Origin of the sequence: Rhodococcus sp. IEGM 1408 (genome assembly GCF_033142235.1) — a bacterium.
In the GTDB taxonomy this organism is placed as follows: Bacteria; Actinomycetota; Actinomycetes; order Mycobacteriales; family Mycobacteriaceae; genus Dietzia.
This window is the reverse complement of the sequence record NZ_JAWLRW010000001.1, coordinates 254,269-270,014: the sequence shown is the minus strand read 5'-3', so window position 1 is coordinate 270,014 and position 15,746 is coordinate 254,269. Positions and strand designations below refer to the sequence as shown.

Sequence of the window (15,746 nt, the reverse complement as noted above, 5' to 3'; positions counted from 1 at the left end):
GCGCGCAATGAAAGTAACGAGAGTATCAAAGGCCGTCGTCGGCCTGGCCACCGTGACGGCGCTCGTGTCGGCGTGCGGTGGTGGCGGAGGCGCACAACCGTCGGCGGAGGACGGGATCGTCGTCGTCACGGCGGCCCAACCGCAGAGCTTCAGCTACGAGAGCAGTGCCACCGGCTACGAGTCGGCCGAGTTCTTCGCCAACACCGGTGCCGGCCTGGTCCGGTTCCCCTACGTCGAGGGAACGGACGGGAAGGCCGCCCACCAGCAGCTGTTTGAGTTCGAGCCGGTCCTCGCCAAGAGCTACGACGTCAGCTCGGACGGACTGACGTACACCTTCCACCTCAACACGGACGCGAAGAGCGCGGCCGGGAACTCCCTGAGTGCCGACGACGTGATCTTCTCGTTCCGACGGAAGTTCGATGTCGAGACGAGCATCGTCCCGTTCATCAGTGAACCGATCATCACCGACGTCGACGAGCAGGTCCGGAAGATCGACGACGAGACCGTGTCGATCACGGTGCGCGACCCCGCCCACGGCTACACGATGATGTCGCTGCTCACGGTCTCCGCGTACAACATCTACGACTCGACGGTGCTCTCTCAGAACGCGACCGATACCGATCCCTGGGGTGTCGAGTGGTCCAAGACCAACGCGGACTTCGGATTCGGCGCGTACAAGCTGACGAGCCACACCCCCGGGCAACAGATGGTCTACGAGGCCAACCCCGGATTCGCCCTCGGCAAGCCCGAGGTGGAGCGCGTCGTGCAGCGCGTGGTGGCGGACCCGGGTCAGCGGGCTAACCTCCTCCGCAGTGGCGACGCCAGCATCGCGACACAGCTGAGGCCGGCCGATCAGGTCGCCCTCCGGGACGCGGGCGAGGCGCAGATCTTCGAGGCGCCCACCAACGCCTACGTCTACGTTCCGCTGACCACCACCACGGCACCGTTCGACAACGTCGACGTGCGGCGGGCGTTCGCGCACGCCGTGCCCTACGACCTGATCATGAAGGACGTGTACAACGGCCGGCTTGGGCCGCTGGAGTCGATTCTCAACAGCACACTGCCCGGCTATGACGCCTCCGGTCTGGAACCCAACACCACGGATCCCGCCCGGTCCCTGGAGATCCTCGAGCAGGCCGGAATCGACACGCCGGTCGAGTTCACCCTGACCGTCAACAACGCCGTGCCCGATCTCAAGGAGACGGCGGTCCAGATCCAGACCGCGGCGGCCGCGGCCGGCTTCGAAGTGACCATCGACGAGGTGAACCCGGCGGCGTTCCAGGAGGGGATCGCCGCGAAGACCTTCCAGGCGTCCGTGGGTAGGGACTACGCGGTGGTCCAGTCCCCGCCCTACGTGTTCGCTCTCTTCTACACGCCCGGTTCGCCCATCAACTGGCCCGATTTCACGCACGGTCCGCTGCAGGAGGCGATGGCCGATGGCAACGCCGCCGGGGAACCGCTGTCGCCACCCGCGTGGGCGAAGTGGAACGAGGCGTCCCGGATCCTCCAGGACCAGATGCCGACGGTCTACATCGGGTACGTCCAACCCCTCAACGCCTTCGCGGAGGACATCGGCGGGTACGTCTTCCGCACCGACAACGTGATCGACTACGCAGAACTCGAGCTGCCATGATGCCGCCGGCTGCCCGGAGCGCCGAGACGGTTCTCACGGTGAGCGAGTTGACGGTCTCATACGGTGGGGTCGAGAAGGTCCACCCGACGTCGTTCTCCGTTCGGCGGGGAGAGCGCCTCGCCATCGTGGGTGAGTCGGGTTCCGGTAAGTCCAGCGTGGCCAATGCGATCGGCGGCTTCATCCCCGAGGACGTGGGAACGGTGTCGGCGCAGGCTCTGGACCTGGCCGGGACCTCGCTGCTGGACTTTCCGTCCGCGAGTATTCCCCGGCGTCGCCCGGGCCTGTCCATGATCTTCCAGGACGCCATGAGTTCGCTCGACCCAGTGTGGTCGGTAGGCAGTCAACTGGCCTGCGTACTTCCCCGGTCGGAGTTCAGGACCCGTAGGCAATTGCGCGGGGCGGCGGAGCAGCGGCTGGCGCAGGTCGGCATCGCCGACCCGCGGCGGGTGATGTCAGCACTACCCGGCCAGCTGTCTGGGGGGATGCGCCAACGAGTCATGTTGGCGATCGCTCTGGCCGCCGAGGCAGATGTCCTCATCGCGGACGAGCCGACCAGTGCGCTGGACGTCGCCCTGGCCATCACGGTGATGGAACTGCTCAGCAACGCCGCGACCGAGGAGGACCTGGCTCTGATCTTCATCTCCCACGACATTGCGTTGTCGCGGCAGTTCGCCGACACCGTCATGGTGATGCGGCACGGCCAGGTGGCGGAGACCATCGCGTCCCGCGATCTCTCCGAGGCGACGCATCCCTACACCAGAGGGCTGCTCGCCTGTGTCCCCTCGCTGAGCTCGTCGGGCCTGGAACGGCTGCCGACTCTCGAGTCGGTCGGAGCGGTGTCATGAAGACGAGCGGTGTCCTCAAGCAGACGGTCACGACGGTAGAGCTCGTAGATGTGGAGAAGCGGTACGGCAAGAGCGTGATGGCGCTCCGCGGGGTCAGTGCAGTGGTCCGGTCCGGGGTGGCCACCGGGATCGTCGGGGAGAGCGGCTCGGGAAAGTCGACGCTCGGACGGATGATCGTCGGTTTGTCGACGCCGACGTCCGGATCCGTGCTCGTCGACGGCAACGACCTGGGTGAGTTGCTGTCCTGGCGGACCAGGCGGGCCGAGTACCTGCGGACGGTGCAGTTGGTCGCGCAGGACACCACCAATACGTTCGATCCCCGGCACAAGGTACGTGACTCCATCCGCCGCCCCGCGCAGATCCTGCGCGGACTCGACCGCCCGGCGGCGGATGCCGAGGTCGAAGAGATCACAGCCGAACTGGGCATCGATCCGGAGCTGGTGGATCGCTACCCGGGGCAGCTCTCTGGTGGGCAACGGCAGCGGCTGTCGATCGCTAGAGCGCTGATCGTCAAACCCAAACTCCTGGTGTGCGACGAGGCGGTGAGCGCACTGGACATCTCCGCCCAGGCGGTGGTGCTCAACCTCCTCAAGCGCTACGTCACCGTTCATTCCCTCGGGATGGTGTTCATCTCTCACGGGCTGCCGGCGACCGCTTTCATCACCGAGGAGCTCCTGGTGATGAAGAGCGGGCGTCTCGTCGACGCCGGCCGGACGGCCGAGGTGCTCCGCCACCCGCAACACCCCTACACGCAGCAGCTGGTCGATTCCTACAGACGCATCGATTCGCTCGCTGGCTGACCCTCTACCTCTCACACGACAAGAAGGAGAATTCAGAATGTTCCACCTCGGTTGGTTTCTCGGTGACGGTTTCGGCATCCACGCGTGGAGCCCTGAGAACGGTGACGGCCCCTGGATCGGCAACAACGTCAAGGACTGGATGCGGCCGGACATCTACATCGACATGGCCCGCAGCCTGGAGCGGGCAGGGTTCGACTACATCCTGATCGAGGACACCTCGATGGTGGAGGACTCCTACAAGCAGTCCGCCGAGACGTCCCTCCGCCGGGGCTTCATGGCCCCGAAGAACGACCCGCTGCCGCTGGTCCCGCTGATGACACAGGCCACCGAACACATCGGCATCATCCCGACGGTGTCCACCATCCAGTACCCGCCGTATCTCGCGGCGCGCGCGTTCACCACGCTCGATCACCTCTCCGGCGGACGCGTGGGAATGAACGTGGTCACCAGCGTCACGGACCGGGTGGCCCAGAACTTCGGGTACGACCGTCACCTCGAGCACGACGAGCGCTACGAGATGGCGATGGAGTGGATCGACGTCGTCCTCCAGCTGCAGAACTCGTGGAAGGAAGGCGCCGTCATCGCCGACCCGTACTCGGGCGTGTACGCGGACCACACCAAGGTCTCCCCGATCGACTTCGCCGGTAAGTATTTCAAGAGCCGTGGCCCCCTCAACACGATTCCGGGCCCCCAGCGCACGGTTCCCATCTGTTCGGCGGGTAGCTCGGAGCCGGGTCGCGTCCTGGCCGCCACCTACGACGACACGCAGATCGCGATAGTCCGGGATGCGGCGGCGGCCAAGAAGTACCGGCAGGACATGCGGGCGCGCGTCCTGGCGAGCGGGCGTAACCCCGATGACGTGAAGTTCCTGTTCATCGCCACGCCCACGATCGCGGAGACCGATGCCGAGGCACAGGCGAAGCACAAGGCGGCGCAGGCTGCGCGGTCGTCGGACAAGGCGATCGAGTACAACCTGTGGAACATGTCCTACACCTCGGGCGGCCGGATCGACTTCGGTGGGATCGACCCCGACACCAAGATCAAGGACATCGACCTGTCCAGGCAGAACGGGGAGTACACCTCGATCAAGGAGCTCTTCGACGGGCACGAGGACGACACCCTGCGCCACGTCGTGGCGAACAGCTACCAGGTCCGCGACATGGGCCTCGTGGGGTCGCCGGCGACGGTGGCGGCCAAGATGGGCGAGATCATGGAGGAGGCCGGTGGCGACGGCTTCCTGTTCTTCATGCCGACCACCAGGTACAACTTCGCCCTTGTCGCGGACGGGCTCGCGCCGGAGCTGCGCAGGCGCGGCCTGATCCGGGAGGAGTACACGGGGAGCACGCTCAGGGAGAACCTGCAGGCGTTCTGACTCGGCGCCGCCGACACCACGACGCCCCCCGCCCCGTCCGGTCAGCCGGACGGGGCGGCCGGCTGCTCGGACCGGCAGACGGCGCTGCGGGGCTCAGCCCGTCAACGCCGCAGAGCGCACGGCCCAGTAGGCGGCGCCGAGGACCGCGCCGAGCACCATGGCCGGGCCGAAGGCGATGCCGCTCTTCACACCGACCCGCCCGGCCGAGAGCAGCACCAGCGCCACCACCGCGTTGATCACGAACGCGGCCAGCGTCCCCGCCACCACGGCGGGCCAACCCAGCCAGCCGAGGAACATCCCCAGCACCCCGGACAGTTTGACGTCGCCCAGTCCCAGCCCGGACGGGTTGATCAACGCTAGGACGAAGTAGAACGCGAGCAGCGCGAGGCCGCAGATCACCGCTCTGCCGAGAGCTCCCCAGTCCCCGCTCAGCGCGGCGGCCGCGGTCAGGCCCGCGAGGAGCACCAGATACATGGGGAGGACGATCGCATCGGGTAGGCGGAACACCGCCAGATCGATCGCCATGAGCAGCCCGCACGCCACGGCCAGTGCCGCGAACGCCACGAGTTCAGCCCAGTTCGTGGCGAGGACCGCGGCACCGGCACCTCCGGCCGCCGCGAGCGCGATGTGGAGCCCGCTGCGCAGCCAGCGTGAGTTCGAGTCGGCCAGCCTTCCCATCCAGCGGGTGGCCGCGGCGGCAAGCCCGCCGCAGACAAGCGCACCGGCCAGCGCGGGGACAAGGATCGTCACCTCAGGAGAACGCCTCCATCATGTTGATCGCGGTGGGGCCGAGCAGCACGATGAACAGTACGGGCAGGATGAACAGCATCAGCGGGAAGATCACCTTGACCGGGATCTGCTGCGCCTTCTCCTCCGCGCGTTGGCGGCGCTTGATCCGCATCTCTCCCGCCTGGGTGCGGAGCACGTCCGCTACGGAGATGCCGTAGGCGTCGGCCTGGATAATCGCGCGGACAAAGCGTCGCAGATCGGCGACGTCGGTGCGCAGGGCGAGGTGTTCGTAGGCGGTGCGACGAAGCTGGCCCACCTGGATTTCCTGGAGGGTTCGGACGAGCTCTTGGGCCAGCGCTCCGGTACCGTTGCGGCCGGCGCGGGCCATGGCGGCGTCGAAGCCCAGGCCGGCCTCCACAGCGATGGTCATCTGGTCGAGCGTATCGGCCAGCTCGAGTTGGATCTCGTCGTTGCGCTCCTGGCCACGACTTTTCAGCAAGAGCTCGGGCAGGAAGTAGCAGACGACTGCCGTGCCCAGGATTAGGAGAAAGAGCAGCGGCGCCGGTTTGGTCCGCAGCAGTAATAATCCCAGCAGCAGCACGATGAGCGGAAGCCCCAGCTTGGCGATCAGCAGTCGCTGGAGTGACCAGCCCTTGGGCCGGCCAGCGCGAAGGGTCAACTTCTCGAGTCTGCTGATGGTGCCCGTCGGCGTTAACCGTCGGGCGAACTCGTACAGGCGGCTGCGGGAGTCATCGTCGTTAATTCCGGTCAGGTCGATGGGGGAGTCGAACCCGTGGTCGGTACCGCGACGGAGGTTGGCGACAGTACGCGCGCGGACGGTGTCGCGGCCGGCGAACACCGCGAAGGCCAGCAAGAACAGGGAGGCGGTCAGGACGATCACGGCCACCGTCGCGGGAAGAGAACTCACGCGGGGCTCCTTTCGAGGGGCGAGGGTGGGAGGAGGGGTGAAGAGGGGGCGTGGCAAAGCGGGCCGGAGGGGGGCGACCGTTGTCAGAACTTGATGCTCACGACCTTGCTCAACCAGATGCCGCCGATGACGAGCATCACCGTGCCGGCCGCGATCATCCCCCAGCCGAGCGGGCTCTGGGTGAGTACGCCGATGTAGGACGGGTTGGAAATGAACAGGAACCCGCCGATGCCGAAGGGCAGCGCCATGAGGACATACGCGGAGAGCTTGCCCTCAGCGGCCAGCGCTGCGACCTGCCTTCGGATCTGGTTGCGCTCGCGGATGGTGTGGCCGACGGCGTCGAGGACCTCGGCGAGGTTGCCGCCGACCTCGCGGTTGATCGCGATGGCCTGGGTGACCCACACGAAGTCCTGGCTGCCCATTCGGTTGGCGGTCTCCTCCAGCGCGGACCCGAGGTCACGGCCGACGCGGGTCTCGTTGATGATCCGCGAAAACTCCTCGGAGGTGGGTTCCTCCGCCTCGCGCGCGACGGAAGCGAGGGCCTGCAGCATGGAGTGTCCGGCGCGCAGGCTGCTGGCCATGAGCTGCAGGGAGTCGTCGAGCTGGTCGGCGAACTTGGCGCGACGCCGGGCGGCGAGAAGTTGGAGCAGGACGTAGGCGCCGGCGGGGGTGAGCAGCGCCAGGAACGCGCCCATCAGCGGCCCGACGAGGATGAGGCCGAGGGCGAAGGCGACGACCGTCGCGACGACGACGAGGAAGACATAGTCCTGGAGCCCCATGCGAACTCCGGCGCGTTCAAGCTGGCCGGCTCCTGTGGTCCTGCGGCGGCGCAGGAGGGAATCGATCGCCTCGGTGGCGGCAGTGGCTGCGCGGCTCAGCGGCCCGGGGCCGTCGGCCGTGCCGGGCCGTCGGCGGTCTCGGGGAATCCGCCCGGCCGCGGGGGAGAGCACCAGGTAGGTCACTACCAGCACGGCGAGGGCGATGGCGGCGACGCCCAGCCCGGCAGCGGAGAGCAGGGTCTGGCTCATCGGATGGTCCCAGGGCTCTCGGTGGTCGCGCCGAACACCCGTGGAGACAAGGTGATGCCGAGTTCTGTGAAACGGTCGGTGAAGCGGGGCCGAACCCCGGTGGCCTGGGGTTTTCCCAGGAACTTGCCGTCGGGGCCGAGACCGGCGGAGTAGTCGAAGAGGAAGGCGTCCTGCAGGGTGACGGTCTGGCCCTCCATGCCCTGCACCTCCGTGACGGCCGTGACCCGGCGGGTGCCGTCGCGGAGTCGGGTGAGTTGGATGATCACGTCGACGGCGGAGGCGATCTGCTCGCGGATGGCGCGCAGGGGCAGGTCCATGCCGGCCATGAGGACCAGGGTCTCCATGCGGGCGATGGCGTCACGTGGCGAATTGGAGTGGACGGTGGAGAGCGAGCCGTCATGGCCGGTGTTCATGGCCTGCAGCATGTCCAGGGTCTCGCCGCCGCGGACCTCGCCCACGACGATGCGGTCGGGCCGCATTCGCAGGGAGTTCCGCACCAGTTCGCGGATGGTGATCTCCCCGCGTCCCTCGATGTTGACCGGGCGGGACTCCAGCCGGACCACGTGATCCTGCTGTAGCTGCAACTCCACGGCGTCCTCGATGGTGACGATCCGCTCACCCTCGGGGATGAACGACGACAGGACGTTGAGCAGGGTGGTCTTACCTGATCCGGTGCCGCCGGAGACAATGATGTTTAGCCGCGCCTCCACGCAGGCCTGCAACAGCTCGGCCATCTCGGGGGTCAGGGTGCCGAACCGGATGAGGTCGTGCACCTTGAACGGGTCCTTGGAGAACTTCCGGATGGTCAGTGAGGAGCCGTTGACGGCCAGCGGTGGGATCACGGCGTTGACTCGCGAACCGTCGGCGAGTCGGGCGTCGACCAGCGGAGACGACTCGTCGACGCGGCGGCCGATGCGGGAGACGATCCGCTCGATCACCTGCCGGAGGTGTTCCTCGGAGGTGAACCGTGAGGGGTGACGGGTGATCCGGCCCGCGCGCTCGACAAAGATCATATCGGGCCCGTTGACCATGATCTCGGTGATCTCTGGGTCGTCGAGCAGCTTCTCGAGCGGGCCGTGGCCCAGCACGTCGGCCTGCACGTCGGCGATGAGACGCTGCCGCTGGTCGCCGGTCAGCGGGATGGTCTCGTCCTCGACGACCTTGTTGAGCTCGGTGCGGACCATGGCGTGGAGCTGGTCCTCGGTGAGGGACGGGTTGTTCAGGCGTGCACCGATGCGCTCGAACAATGCGCTGGCCGCGCGTTCCTTGAGGGCGATCAGCGGATCGGCCGTGGGGTCCTCCGCCGCGGCCACGCCTGCGGTCGCGGACGTCGGCGTGGCGCCCGCGGCGGCCGACTTCGTCGTCGTCCCAGTCGTTGTTCCCGTCGGCGTCTTTACCGACGGCGTCGAGGGCGGCGTAGTGGAGACCGGCGGTGGGGCGTCAGATGCGGGCACGTCGGTGACGGTGCCTCCCGGGGCGACGCGGGCGGCGCGGAGGCGATCGGACAGGCTCATGCCTTCACCCGCTTCCTACGGAGCCGGTGCCGGCCGCCGTCGAGAATCGGTGCGGTGATCCCGGCCGGGCGCATGGGGGCCGGGGTGAACCGGTCGACCAACTTGCGCAGCTGCTTGGTCATCTGGTCACGGGTATCGCTCTGCAACAGGGGAATCCCCTGGTTGACCGAGACGGGAGCCGCTTTGCTGCGGGGAAGCACCAGATCGACGCCGGTGCCGATGGTGGCCTCGACATCGGCCTTGGTGAGCCCGCTGCGGGGATCGGCGAAGTTGATCACTACGTGCCGACTCTCGAACGTCAACCCGAGGTCGCGGAGGATGTCGATCTCCTTTCGGAGGCCCCGGACCCCGGGGACGTCGAGGCTGGTCAGCATGATGAGTTCGTCGGCCTGGTCGATCGCGGCGAGGGCGTGGTCGCCGAGCCCGGGGGCAGTGTCCACCACGACGTAACGGAATTCTGAGGACAGAGTCTTCAGGAGCCGGGCCACGTCGGCGGCGGTTATCTCGTCGGCCTCGGCGGGTGAGGTCGGCGCACACACGGTGTAGAGGCCGGTCTGGTGCTGGGTCAGGAAGGTCTTGAGAACCATCGAGTCCTGCACGGCCGGGCCGCGGACCACGTCGAGAAGGGTGTGCTCAGGGGTCAGATTGAGGGCACTGGCCACGTCGCCGAACTGCACATCGAGGTCCACCAGCACGGTCGAGAGCGGAGCCGTCCGGGCCAGACCCACCGCCAGATTGGTGGAGACGGTCGTCTTTCCGACTCCACCCTTGGGCGAGACCACGCTGATGACGCGGCCGCGGGCGTCGGCATTCCCGTTCATGGCGGGGTCACCCGGACCTTGGGGTGCGGTAGTGGCCGCGACCAGAGCGGCGCGGCCGAGCACCTCGGCGAGCTCGGCAACGTCGGCTCCGGGGTGCACCACGTCGCACGCGCCGGCCCGCAGGGCGGCCAGCGCAAGGGTGTCGGGCTGCTCGCTCACCAGCACGACGGCCATACCGGGGCACTCAGTGGCGAGACGCGACGAGAGCCCCAGTGCCCCGGCGCGGTCGGTGGCGGTGTCGATCACCACCACCTGAGGGATGGCGACGCCCGACCCGAGCTGCTGGAACAACTGCGACGGGCCGGCGGGCAGCGGGGCTCCGGCGATCACCGAGATCGGTTCGCCGGTCGCGGTGGCGATCAGTCCGCGGAGGTCGGCGGAATCAGAAGCGAGAAGTATGCGGCTCATCAGGAGAAATTCCTCATATCGACCTTGGGGGTGCCGTCCTGCGGGACGGTCGCGTCCTCGAGCGAGAGCCAGATATTCGAGAATTTGGCGGCGTGGACGACGGTCAGCGACTGATCGGTAGTGAGCGCCATGGTGATCATCGCGCCGCCGTCGGGCACCGGGGCAGCGTCGGGGTTCTCGACCCCTTCGTTGGGCTGGGTCGCGCCGAGCCCGCCTTGGACGCGGGTCACGAGGATTTTTCGGAGAATGAGGCGAGTCGTCCCGTCGCCGACGGTGATGAATACGCCGACAGTGTCCCCGGGAGTGATGGTGCCGCCGACGATCTGCGGTGCGCTAAGCGAGATGGTGACCGAGTGATAGCCCTCGGGCACGGGGATGCCGCCGAACCGCTCAAGCGACTGCAGGGTGACGAACCGTCCGCCCAGGAGCTGTTCGCCGGGCTGCAGGTCGGTCGCGGCCACCCGGCCGGACACCTCTGCAAGCGATCGGACGGCGTCAGGCCCCACGGCCGCACGGGGCAGGCGCTGCGTGGTCACTGATTCGGCGATCTCGTCTGAGGGGGTGCCCTGGGGGATCAGCGCGGATACCACCAGCACCTCGATCGGGTCCATGTTCGCCATCGCGCGGCTGTCCGCGTTGTTGACGTAGCTGACGAGCAGGACGGCGCCTAGGACGGCGAGTACACCGGCAGCGATTGCTGAGAGGATTCGTCGATTCATCGGTTCTCGCTAATCGGGTAGGAGGACAACGGCAGCGGCGCCGAGATCAGGCCCGCCGGGTCCGTAGTCGAAGTCGGGGTCAGCCTGGAGGATGGTGGTGAAGTAGCCGCTGATGCATCGCAGGTTCTTGGCGCACGGTGGCTCCCAACTCTGACCGGAGAAGTTGTACCCGGTCACCGTGAAAGCCGCATAGCCGTAGACCTTGTACCAGGCGCCTCTACCTTGACCGCCCGTCTCGGCCGGGTCGGCGTCGTCGAAGATGGGCACGAGGATAGTTCTGTTCCGGATGGTGGAGAGGTCGCAGTGCTTGGCTGTATTGCCTGGCTCGCTTGATGCCTTGGTTCCGATTCGCGTCGTGGCGTTGCAGCTCTTCTTGAGGTCGGTCTGCAACCAGCCGAAGCCGCCCGGAAGGTACGTGGGGGAATGGTCAACCGAGCCGGAGCAATTCCCCGCCGGCGTCGTGACGATGACCTGCTCTCTCCCCGATGGGCGGCCGTCCACGGAGTATTTGTTGAAATCGCAGAGAGAGAAGATCATCGGCAATGCTGATGTCCCACCGGTCGGGGAACCCCAGCCCGCGGTGGCCGAAGTCGTGAGTTCGGTCGAGTCCACGCCCAGGACGGGAGCGAACAGATGCTGTCGGACCGCCGAGGTGCGAACGGTGACACGCCCGGACAGTTCGGTAGGAACCGGGTCGACGTCCGCTACCGCGGCCCCCGAATTGCTGTTGAGCGTGGCAAGTGATTGCGCGGTGTCGGCCGGGGTACCGCAGTCTTTTCGCGCGCAGTCCTGGGCGATGGCGAGCGCGGCTGCATCGGCACCGGTCTGGAGCTGCTGCTTTTCGGCATGGGTGGCCGCGATGTCGAGGGAGAGGGCTGCGAACCCGAGAAGCGGGACCATTAGAACCGCGATGATCACTGCGATCGCCCCGCGATCATCGTCTATCCGAAGCATCGCATTGTCCCCTTCCCGGTGAGGATGAAGTCGTCAATGGGAAGAAGTCCCGAGACCAGGGAGAACGGGTACTCGATCGTCACCGAGGCGAGACCCGCACCCGTCAGGGCAGAGGAGCAGCCGGCGGTCGGGGTGACCGTGATGTCGGCGTCGGAGAGGTCGAGGGATTGAGCGGACACCTCAGCGGCTGCGATGGCGGCGGTCGCGCTGTCCTGCAGCGCCATGACTCGGACGCCATCGCGTGCAGCGTTCGAAAGAGTGGTCTGGACGTGGTACGCACGGCCGAATTCGAGGATTCCGAACAAGAGAAGCAAGAGTATGGGGAGTACGAGCGCGAACTCAACTGATGCTGCTCCGCGGTCACGTGAGGGCGTGGACATTGCGGGCCTGCCGGGGGGGAGTGGGAGAAGGGAAACGGTCTGGCCAGAGGAGGGGCCTAACAAACTCCGGCGCAGAGCCCAGTTGGGCGCTGCGCCGGAGTTCGCGAAGACTTAGGCGTCACCCTCAGGAACGGTTCCGCCGAGCTCCGTCACGACCGTCTCGAACATTTCGTTGAGGCGACCACCCAGCAGGACGACTGCCGCGATGATCACGACGGCGATCAGGCCGACCATCAGGCCGTACTCGACGGCCGTAGCGCCGCGGTCCTTGCGGTTCTCGAAGCGGTCATCCATGAATGCCTGGAAGGTAACCATGAGGGCGTAGACCTGGTTCATTGTGAACCCTTTCTTGCGGGGGAGTGAGCCGATCGGCTCGAGGGGGATGGTCCCGGCTAGCTGAGTCGGGGCTGAGAGGAGTATTGCAGTAACCAACTCGGCGCGCAAGCGGAATTCGTGACGTTGGTAACAAAAATCGATGGAGCCTGATTGTTGTCGCTGCCAACTAAGGATGACCTGATATGGGAATGACGACCTTGCAGGTGAGGGTGTTGTCGAACGCGCATCTGGACACCCGATTGTCTGGACACGAGTCTGTTTGGTGTCTGATCAGCCAATTTACGACGGTGGCCAGCGCAAATAATATTTTCTGAATCAGTCAGTGCATTAGGGGTGGCTAGGTCAAGGTCGTACGAAACTACGGTTGCGAGCAAGAGCAGTCCGGGTACGTTGTCGGCCACGTCGTCGCGAGGAGACCCTGATGCCCACACACACCGCGCCCACCGTCCGATCGTTCAGGAGGGAAACCGCGATCGCTGCACTCTCGGTCGGCATCCTTTTGCTCGCCTCCTGTGGCACCTCAGAGGTCTCCGAGAACGTGGACCGGGCTGCCACGCCCGCCGAGGAGACCGCGGCCAGCACTACGGCAGATGCCCAGCAAGCAGGCGCGGCCGCCCAGGCATTCGCCACCGCCGAGCTCGCGGACCCGGCGGGAGAGCCGCGCGGCACCGTGGAGCTCGCCGAGGCTGAGGGCGGCACCCTGGTGACGGTCGAGGCCACCGGCCTCCCGCCCGGCTTTCATGGCCTCCATATCCACACGTCCGGCCTCTGTGAGCCCGACAGCGCTAACCCCACCGAGCCCGGCGAGCGCGGGGCGTTTCTCTCTGCCGGCGGCCACCTTGCAGGACCCGATGGGAAAGCCGGTCATCCGGAGCACGCTGGGGACCTGCCGCCGCTCTACGTGACCGACGACGGAACCGGGCGGATCGTCGCGCTCACGGATCGGCTGGACCGCGACCTGCTCCTGGACGCGGACGGTTCAGCCGCGATGATCCACGAGGACTCGGACAACCTGGCCAACATCCCGGAGCGCTACGCGCCGGAGGGACCCGACGAGGACACCCGGAAGGCCGGCGACGGCGGGAGCCGCGCCGCGTGCGGGGTCGTCATCGAGCAGCGCTGAGCCGGCGTCGATCCCGCTGTGGCCTCGATCGAGCCGAGAGCACCTACCGCCTCAGTAGTTCGGCGGCGACGACGAATCCATGGTGAAGTTCCACCTGTCGACCTGTTTCATCGCTTCGACGGTGAGTACTCCGGCCCGCACGAGGAAGACCGTCACCTCGCACATTCCAGCGCGGACCTTCTCGTCCGCGAGCGCCATGATCTCCGCGTCCTTCCGGCGAAACGTGCTGAGGGTCGCCCAGCCGAAGTCGTCGCGGTCGGTCAGGAGTCGCTCGTGCGCGGCGGCGTACCGTCGCACGTCCTCGACGTCGCATCGGCACGCTGGAACCCCGGTGGATCGCGGAGGTTCCGGGGTCGTCCGGGTAGGTGAGGCGGCCCGGATGAGCTTGCCCAGGCGAGCGCGAGCCCATGCGCCGTGACTCATAGCTGGCTCCTCTCGCCGTGGAGCCGCATCACTCCGCCTTCGCCCGCGGCACCCGGCCCATGAGATAGAACTCGGGGTTCGGGCGCATGTCGGTGGCATTGGCCACCCGGTTGCTCAGCCCGAACAGCGCGGCGATGGAGGCGATGTCCCAGGCGTCCTCGTCGTCGAGCCCGTGCTCGCGGAGCGCCGCGAAATCGGCGTCACCCAGCTCATCCGAGCGCAGGTTGACCTTGGTGGCGAAGTCGCAGATCGCCCGCTCGCGGGGAGTGAGCGAGGCCTTGTGATGGCTGACAGCCAGCTGGTCGGCGATGTACGGGTCCTTCTTGACGATCCGCAGGATCGCGCCGTGCGCCACCACGCAGAACAGGCAGTTGTTCTGCCCGGAGACGGTCACGACGATCATCTCCTTGTCCGCCTTGCTCATATTCGAGCCCTCACGGTCCATCAGCGCGTCGTGATAGGCGAAGAACGCCCGTGACTCGGCCGGCCGACGACCGAACATCAGAAAGACCTCGGGGACGAACCCGGCCTTCTCCTGCTCGGCGAGGATGCGGTCCCGCAGGTCGTCGGGCAGATCGGCGAGCTCGGCGAGGGGGTAGCGATCAGACATCTGGAGGCCTTCCGTCGGTGAAGGGTTGAGGGGTCACTTCAGAGTAGAGATCGCTGTCCGCCACGGCCCCCGTCCGCACCGCCGGCTGGCGGAGACCGCACGGAGCGGGCGGGAGAACACGCGACCCACCGGCCCGTCAGTCCTCCCGGAGCTGACCCCACACGTGGACGTGCTCGATCTCCACCCACGCGTCCACCCGGGCGCGGTCGCGCACCGGGTACGGCTCGCCGGTGTAGTGCCGGGACAGGGAGTCGATGCCGGACAGGTCCGGGTCGTCGGCGATCTCCACAACGCGGCCCTGGATGCTCGCGTGGGTGTACCAGTCCTCGGAGGCGATGACGGACAGCGCCACCCGCGGGTCACGGCGGAGGTGCTGGAGCCGCACCCGGCCCGCGTCCAGGTTGAGGTGGATCCGGTCGTCGACCAGCCGGTACCAGGTGGGCACCGTCACCGGGGAGCCGTCCTTACGCAGGGTCGCCATGACGGCCGGGTTGGCCTTGAGCAGCAGCTCGCGGACCTCATCGTCCAGGGGTGTCGTGCTCACGTTATTGTCCTTTCAGTGGTGTCCGTCCAGTGTGACGGACTCCGGCCCTGCGCGCCGGGCGGGAGTCAGGGACGCGTGGCAAATCGGGGCACCCCGAGCACGCTGAGGGAGTCGGGGAGCTCGTGGGTGACCAACTCGTCCATCCGGGCCCGGACGTCTGCGGGGAACGGTGTCACTCGCCGGGTGGACAGGTCCACCGAGAGGTCGAGCTGTTCGACCGTCGCCGCGATCTCGCCGTCGGCGTCGCGGATGACCTGGTGGGCCACGTGGATCCGCTTGGCGTCGACCCCCAGTACCCACGAGCGGACACTGATCTCGTCCGTCTCGCGGAGCTCGCGCTGATAGTGGAAGTGCTGTTCGACCACCATCTTGCCCAGCCCGGAGGTGTAGACGTACGGGTCACCCATCCCGAGGTGCGCGGTGTGCCGGATCTGGGCCTCGTAGACGATCGTGTTGTAGTGCGTCGAGTTCACGTGACCGTTCACGTCGATCCACTCGGGCCGGACCTTGCCTCGCCAGGTGACCAGAAACGTCATGTGCGCCGCCTTCCCGGGGATCCGATGAGCCGGACCCGAGACT

The 15,746-nt window shown here is 67.0% G+C and carries 18 protein-coding genes and 1 pseudogene; 5 read left to right on the top strand and 14 right to left on the bottom strand.

All coding sequences use genetic code 11. From position 1 onward, the window contains the following. Window positions 1-7: 7 nt before the first annotated feature. From R4P08_RS01310 to R4P08_RS01295, 4 genes are read left to right on the top strand one after another with little or no spacing between them, the layout of a single operon-like run. A complete protein-coding gene (locus R4P08_RS01310; RefSeq protein ID WP_317811941.1) occupies window positions 8-1,633 on the top strand; it encodes an ABC transporter substrate-binding protein in 1,626 nt (541 codons plus the stop codon). A 38-nt stretch (window positions 1,634-1,671) separates the two neighbouring features. Next, complete coding sequence (locus R4P08_RS01305; RefSeq protein ID WP_317811940.1) at window positions 1,672-2,478, top strand: ABC transporter ATP-binding protein; 807 nt, start codon at window positions 1,672-1,674, stop codon at window positions 2,476-2,478. Continuing rightward, window positions 2,475-3,278 carry an ABC transporter ATP-binding protein gene (locus R4P08_RS01300; RefSeq protein ID WP_317811939.1) on the top strand — a complete coding sequence of 268 codons (804 nt, stop codon included), beginning with the start codon at window positions 2,475-2,477 and terminating at the stop codon, window positions 3,276-3,278. The genes R4P08_RS01305 and R4P08_RS01300 overlap by 4 nt, the downstream gene beginning before the upstream one ends. A gap of 37 nt (window positions 3,279-3,315) precedes the next feature. Next, complete coding sequence (locus R4P08_RS01295; protein WP_317811938.1) at window positions 3,316-4,650, top strand: NtaA/DmoA family FMN-dependent monooxygenase; 1,335 nt, start codon at window positions 3,316-3,318, stop codon at window positions 4,648-4,650. Window positions 4,651-4,743: 93 nt separating this feature from the next. Here the strand turns inward: R4P08_RS01295 and R4P08_RS01290 are convergent, their stop codons facing one another. The 10 genes and pseudogenes from R4P08_RS01290 to R4P08_RS01245 all read right to left on the bottom strand — a co-directional run bounded on the left by R4P08_RS01290 (window position 4,744) and on the right by R4P08_RS01245 (window position 12,467). Further along, window positions 4,744-5,400: an A24 family peptidase gene (locus R4P08_RS01290; RefSeq protein ID WP_317811937.1), complete on the bottom strand. Its 657-nt coding sequence runs from the start codon at window positions 5,398-5,400 to the stop codon at window positions 4,744-4,746. Window position 5,401: 1 nt separating this feature from the next. Next, entirely contained in the window at window positions 5,402-6,307 is a 906-nt protein-coding gene (locus R4P08_RS01285; protein WP_317811936.1) for a type II secretion system F family protein, read from the bottom strand. A gap of 83 nt (window positions 6,308-6,390) precedes the next feature. Further along, on the bottom strand, window positions 6,391-7,335 hold the full coding sequence (locus R4P08_RS01280) for a type II secretion system F family protein (protein ID WP_317811935.1): 945 nt from the start codon (window positions 7,333-7,335) through the stop codon (window positions 6,391-6,393). After that, window positions 7,332-8,849, bottom strand: coding sequence for a CpaF family protein (locus tag R4P08_RS01275; protein ID WP_317811934.1), 1,518 nt, complete (start codon window positions 8,847-8,849; stop codon window positions 7,332-7,334). The genes R4P08_RS01280 and R4P08_RS01275 overlap by 4 nt, the downstream gene beginning before the upstream one ends. Next, window positions 8,846-10,078: a CpaE family protein gene (locus R4P08_RS01270; protein WP_317811933.1), complete on the bottom strand. Its 1,233-nt coding sequence runs from the start codon at window positions 10,076-10,078 to the stop codon at window positions 8,846-8,848. Before R4P08_RS01270 ends, R4P08_RS01275 begins: the two co-directional genes overlap by 4 nt. Continuing rightward, window positions 10,078-10,797 (bottom strand): Flp pilus assembly protein CpaB, encoded by a 720-nt coding sequence (locus tag R4P08_RS01265; protein WP_317811932.1) that lies wholly within the window; start codon window positions 10,795-10,797, stop codon window positions 10,078-10,080. Before R4P08_RS01265 ends, R4P08_RS01270 begins: the two co-directional genes overlap by 1 nt. 9 nt (window positions 10,798-10,806) lie before the next feature. Then, on the bottom strand, window positions 10,807-11,715 hold the full coding sequence (locus tag R4P08_RS01260) for a pilus assembly protein TadG-related protein (protein ID WP_317811931.1): 909 nt from the start codon (window positions 11,713-11,715) through the stop codon (window positions 10,807-10,809). 23 nt (window positions 11,716-11,738) lie between these two features. Continuing rightward, entirely contained in the window at window positions 11,739-11,975 is a 237-nt protein-coding gene (locus R4P08_RS01255; protein WP_317812257.1) for a hypothetical protein, read from the bottom strand. A 15-nt stretch (window positions 11,976-11,990) separates the two neighbouring features. Next, window positions 11,991-12,131: pseudogene (locus R4P08_RS01250) on the bottom strand (TadE/TadG family type IV pilus assembly protein); the annotation flags it as partial. Window positions 12,132-12,242: 111 nt separating this feature from the next. Continuing rightward, complete coding sequence (locus R4P08_RS01245; protein ID WP_317811930.1) at window positions 12,243-12,467, bottom strand: Flp family type IVb pilin; 225 nt, start codon at window positions 12,465-12,467, stop codon at window positions 12,243-12,245. A gap of 421 nt (window positions 12,468-12,888) precedes the next feature. Between R4P08_RS01245 and R4P08_RS01240 the strand changes: the two genes are divergently transcribed. Beyond that, window positions 12,889-13,590: a superoxide dismutase family protein gene (locus R4P08_RS01240; RefSeq protein ID WP_317811929.1), complete on the top strand. Its 702-nt coding sequence runs from the start codon at window positions 12,889-12,891 to the stop codon at window positions 13,588-13,590. Window positions 13,591-13,641: 51 nt separating this feature from the next. On the opposite strand, the gene R4P08_RS01235 is transcribed toward R4P08_RS01240, so the two are convergent. The 4 genes from R4P08_RS01235 to R4P08_RS01220 form a co-directional block, all read right to left on the bottom strand. Then, the gene (locus R4P08_RS01235) at window positions 13,642-13,887 is read right to left on the bottom strand and encodes a hypothetical protein (RefSeq protein ID WP_317811928.1); all 246 of its coding nucleotides are present in this window, start codon (window positions 13,885-13,887) and stop codon (window positions 13,642-13,644) included. A 154-nt stretch (window positions 13,888-14,041) separates the two neighbouring features. Further along, window positions 14,042-14,623, bottom strand: coding sequence for a peroxidase-related enzyme (locus tag R4P08_RS01230; RefSeq protein ID WP_317811927.1), 582 nt, complete (start codon window positions 14,621-14,623; stop codon window positions 14,042-14,044). Between the two features lie 136 nt (window positions 14,624-14,759). After that, a complete protein-coding gene (locus R4P08_RS01225; protein WP_317811926.1) occupies window positions 14,760-15,167 on the bottom strand; it encodes a PPOX class F420-dependent oxidoreductase in 408 nt (135 codons plus the stop codon). 65 nt (window positions 15,168-15,232) lie between these two features. Further along, the gene (locus R4P08_RS01220) at window positions 15,233-15,703 is read right to left on the bottom strand and encodes a thioesterase family protein (RefSeq protein ID WP_317811925.1); all 471 of its coding nucleotides are present in this window, start codon (window positions 15,701-15,703) and stop codon (window positions 15,233-15,235) included. Window positions 15,704-15,746 lie beyond the last annotated feature (43 nt).

Coding starts and splice junctions, on each gene's coding strand:
- R4P08_RS01310 (WP_317811941.1), top strand. CDS start 8: ATGAAAGTAACGAGAGTATCAAAGGCCGTCGTCGGCCTGGCCACCGTG.
- R4P08_RS01300 (WP_317811939.1), top strand. CDS start 2,475: ATGAAGACGAGCGGTGTCCTCAAGCAGACGGTCACGACGGTAGAGCTC.
- R4P08_RS01295 (WP_317811938.1), top strand. CDS start 3,316: ATGTTCCACCTCGGTTGGTTTCTCGGTGACGGTTTCGGCATCCACGCG.
- R4P08_RS01280 (WP_317811935.1), bottom strand. CDS start 7,335: ATGAGCCAGACCCTGCTCTCCGCTGCCGGGCTGGGCGTCGCCGCCATC.
- R4P08_RS01275 (WP_317811934.1), bottom strand. CDS start 8,849: ATGAGCCTGTCCGATCGCCTCCGCGCCGCCCGCGTCGCCCCGGGAGGC.
- R4P08_RS01270 (WP_317811933.1), bottom strand. CDS start 10,078: ATGAGCCGCATACTTCTCGCTTCTGATTCCGCCGACCTCCGCGGACTG.
- R4P08_RS01265 (WP_317811932.1), bottom strand. CDS start 10,797: ATGAATCGACGAATCCTCTCAGCAATCGCTGCCGGTGTACTCGCCGTC.
- R4P08_RS01255 (WP_317812257.1), bottom strand. CDS start 11,975: ATGGCGCTGCAGGACAGCGCGACCGCCGCCATCGCAGCCGCTGAGGTG.
- R4P08_RS01245 (WP_317811930.1), bottom strand. CDS start 12,467: ATGAACCAGGTCTACGCCCTCATGGTTACCTTCCAGGCATTCATGGAT.
- R4P08_RS01240 (WP_317811929.1), top strand. CDS start 12,889: ATGCCCACACACACCGCGCCCACCGTCCGATCGTTCAGGAGGGAAACC.
- R4P08_RS01230 (WP_317811927.1), bottom strand. CDS start 14,623: ATGTCTGATCGCTACCCCCTCGCCGAGCTCGCCGATCTGCCCGACGAC.
- R4P08_RS01220 (WP_317811925.1), bottom strand. CDS start 15,703: ATGACGTTTCTGGTCACCTGGCGAGGCAAGGTCCGGCCCGAGTGGATC.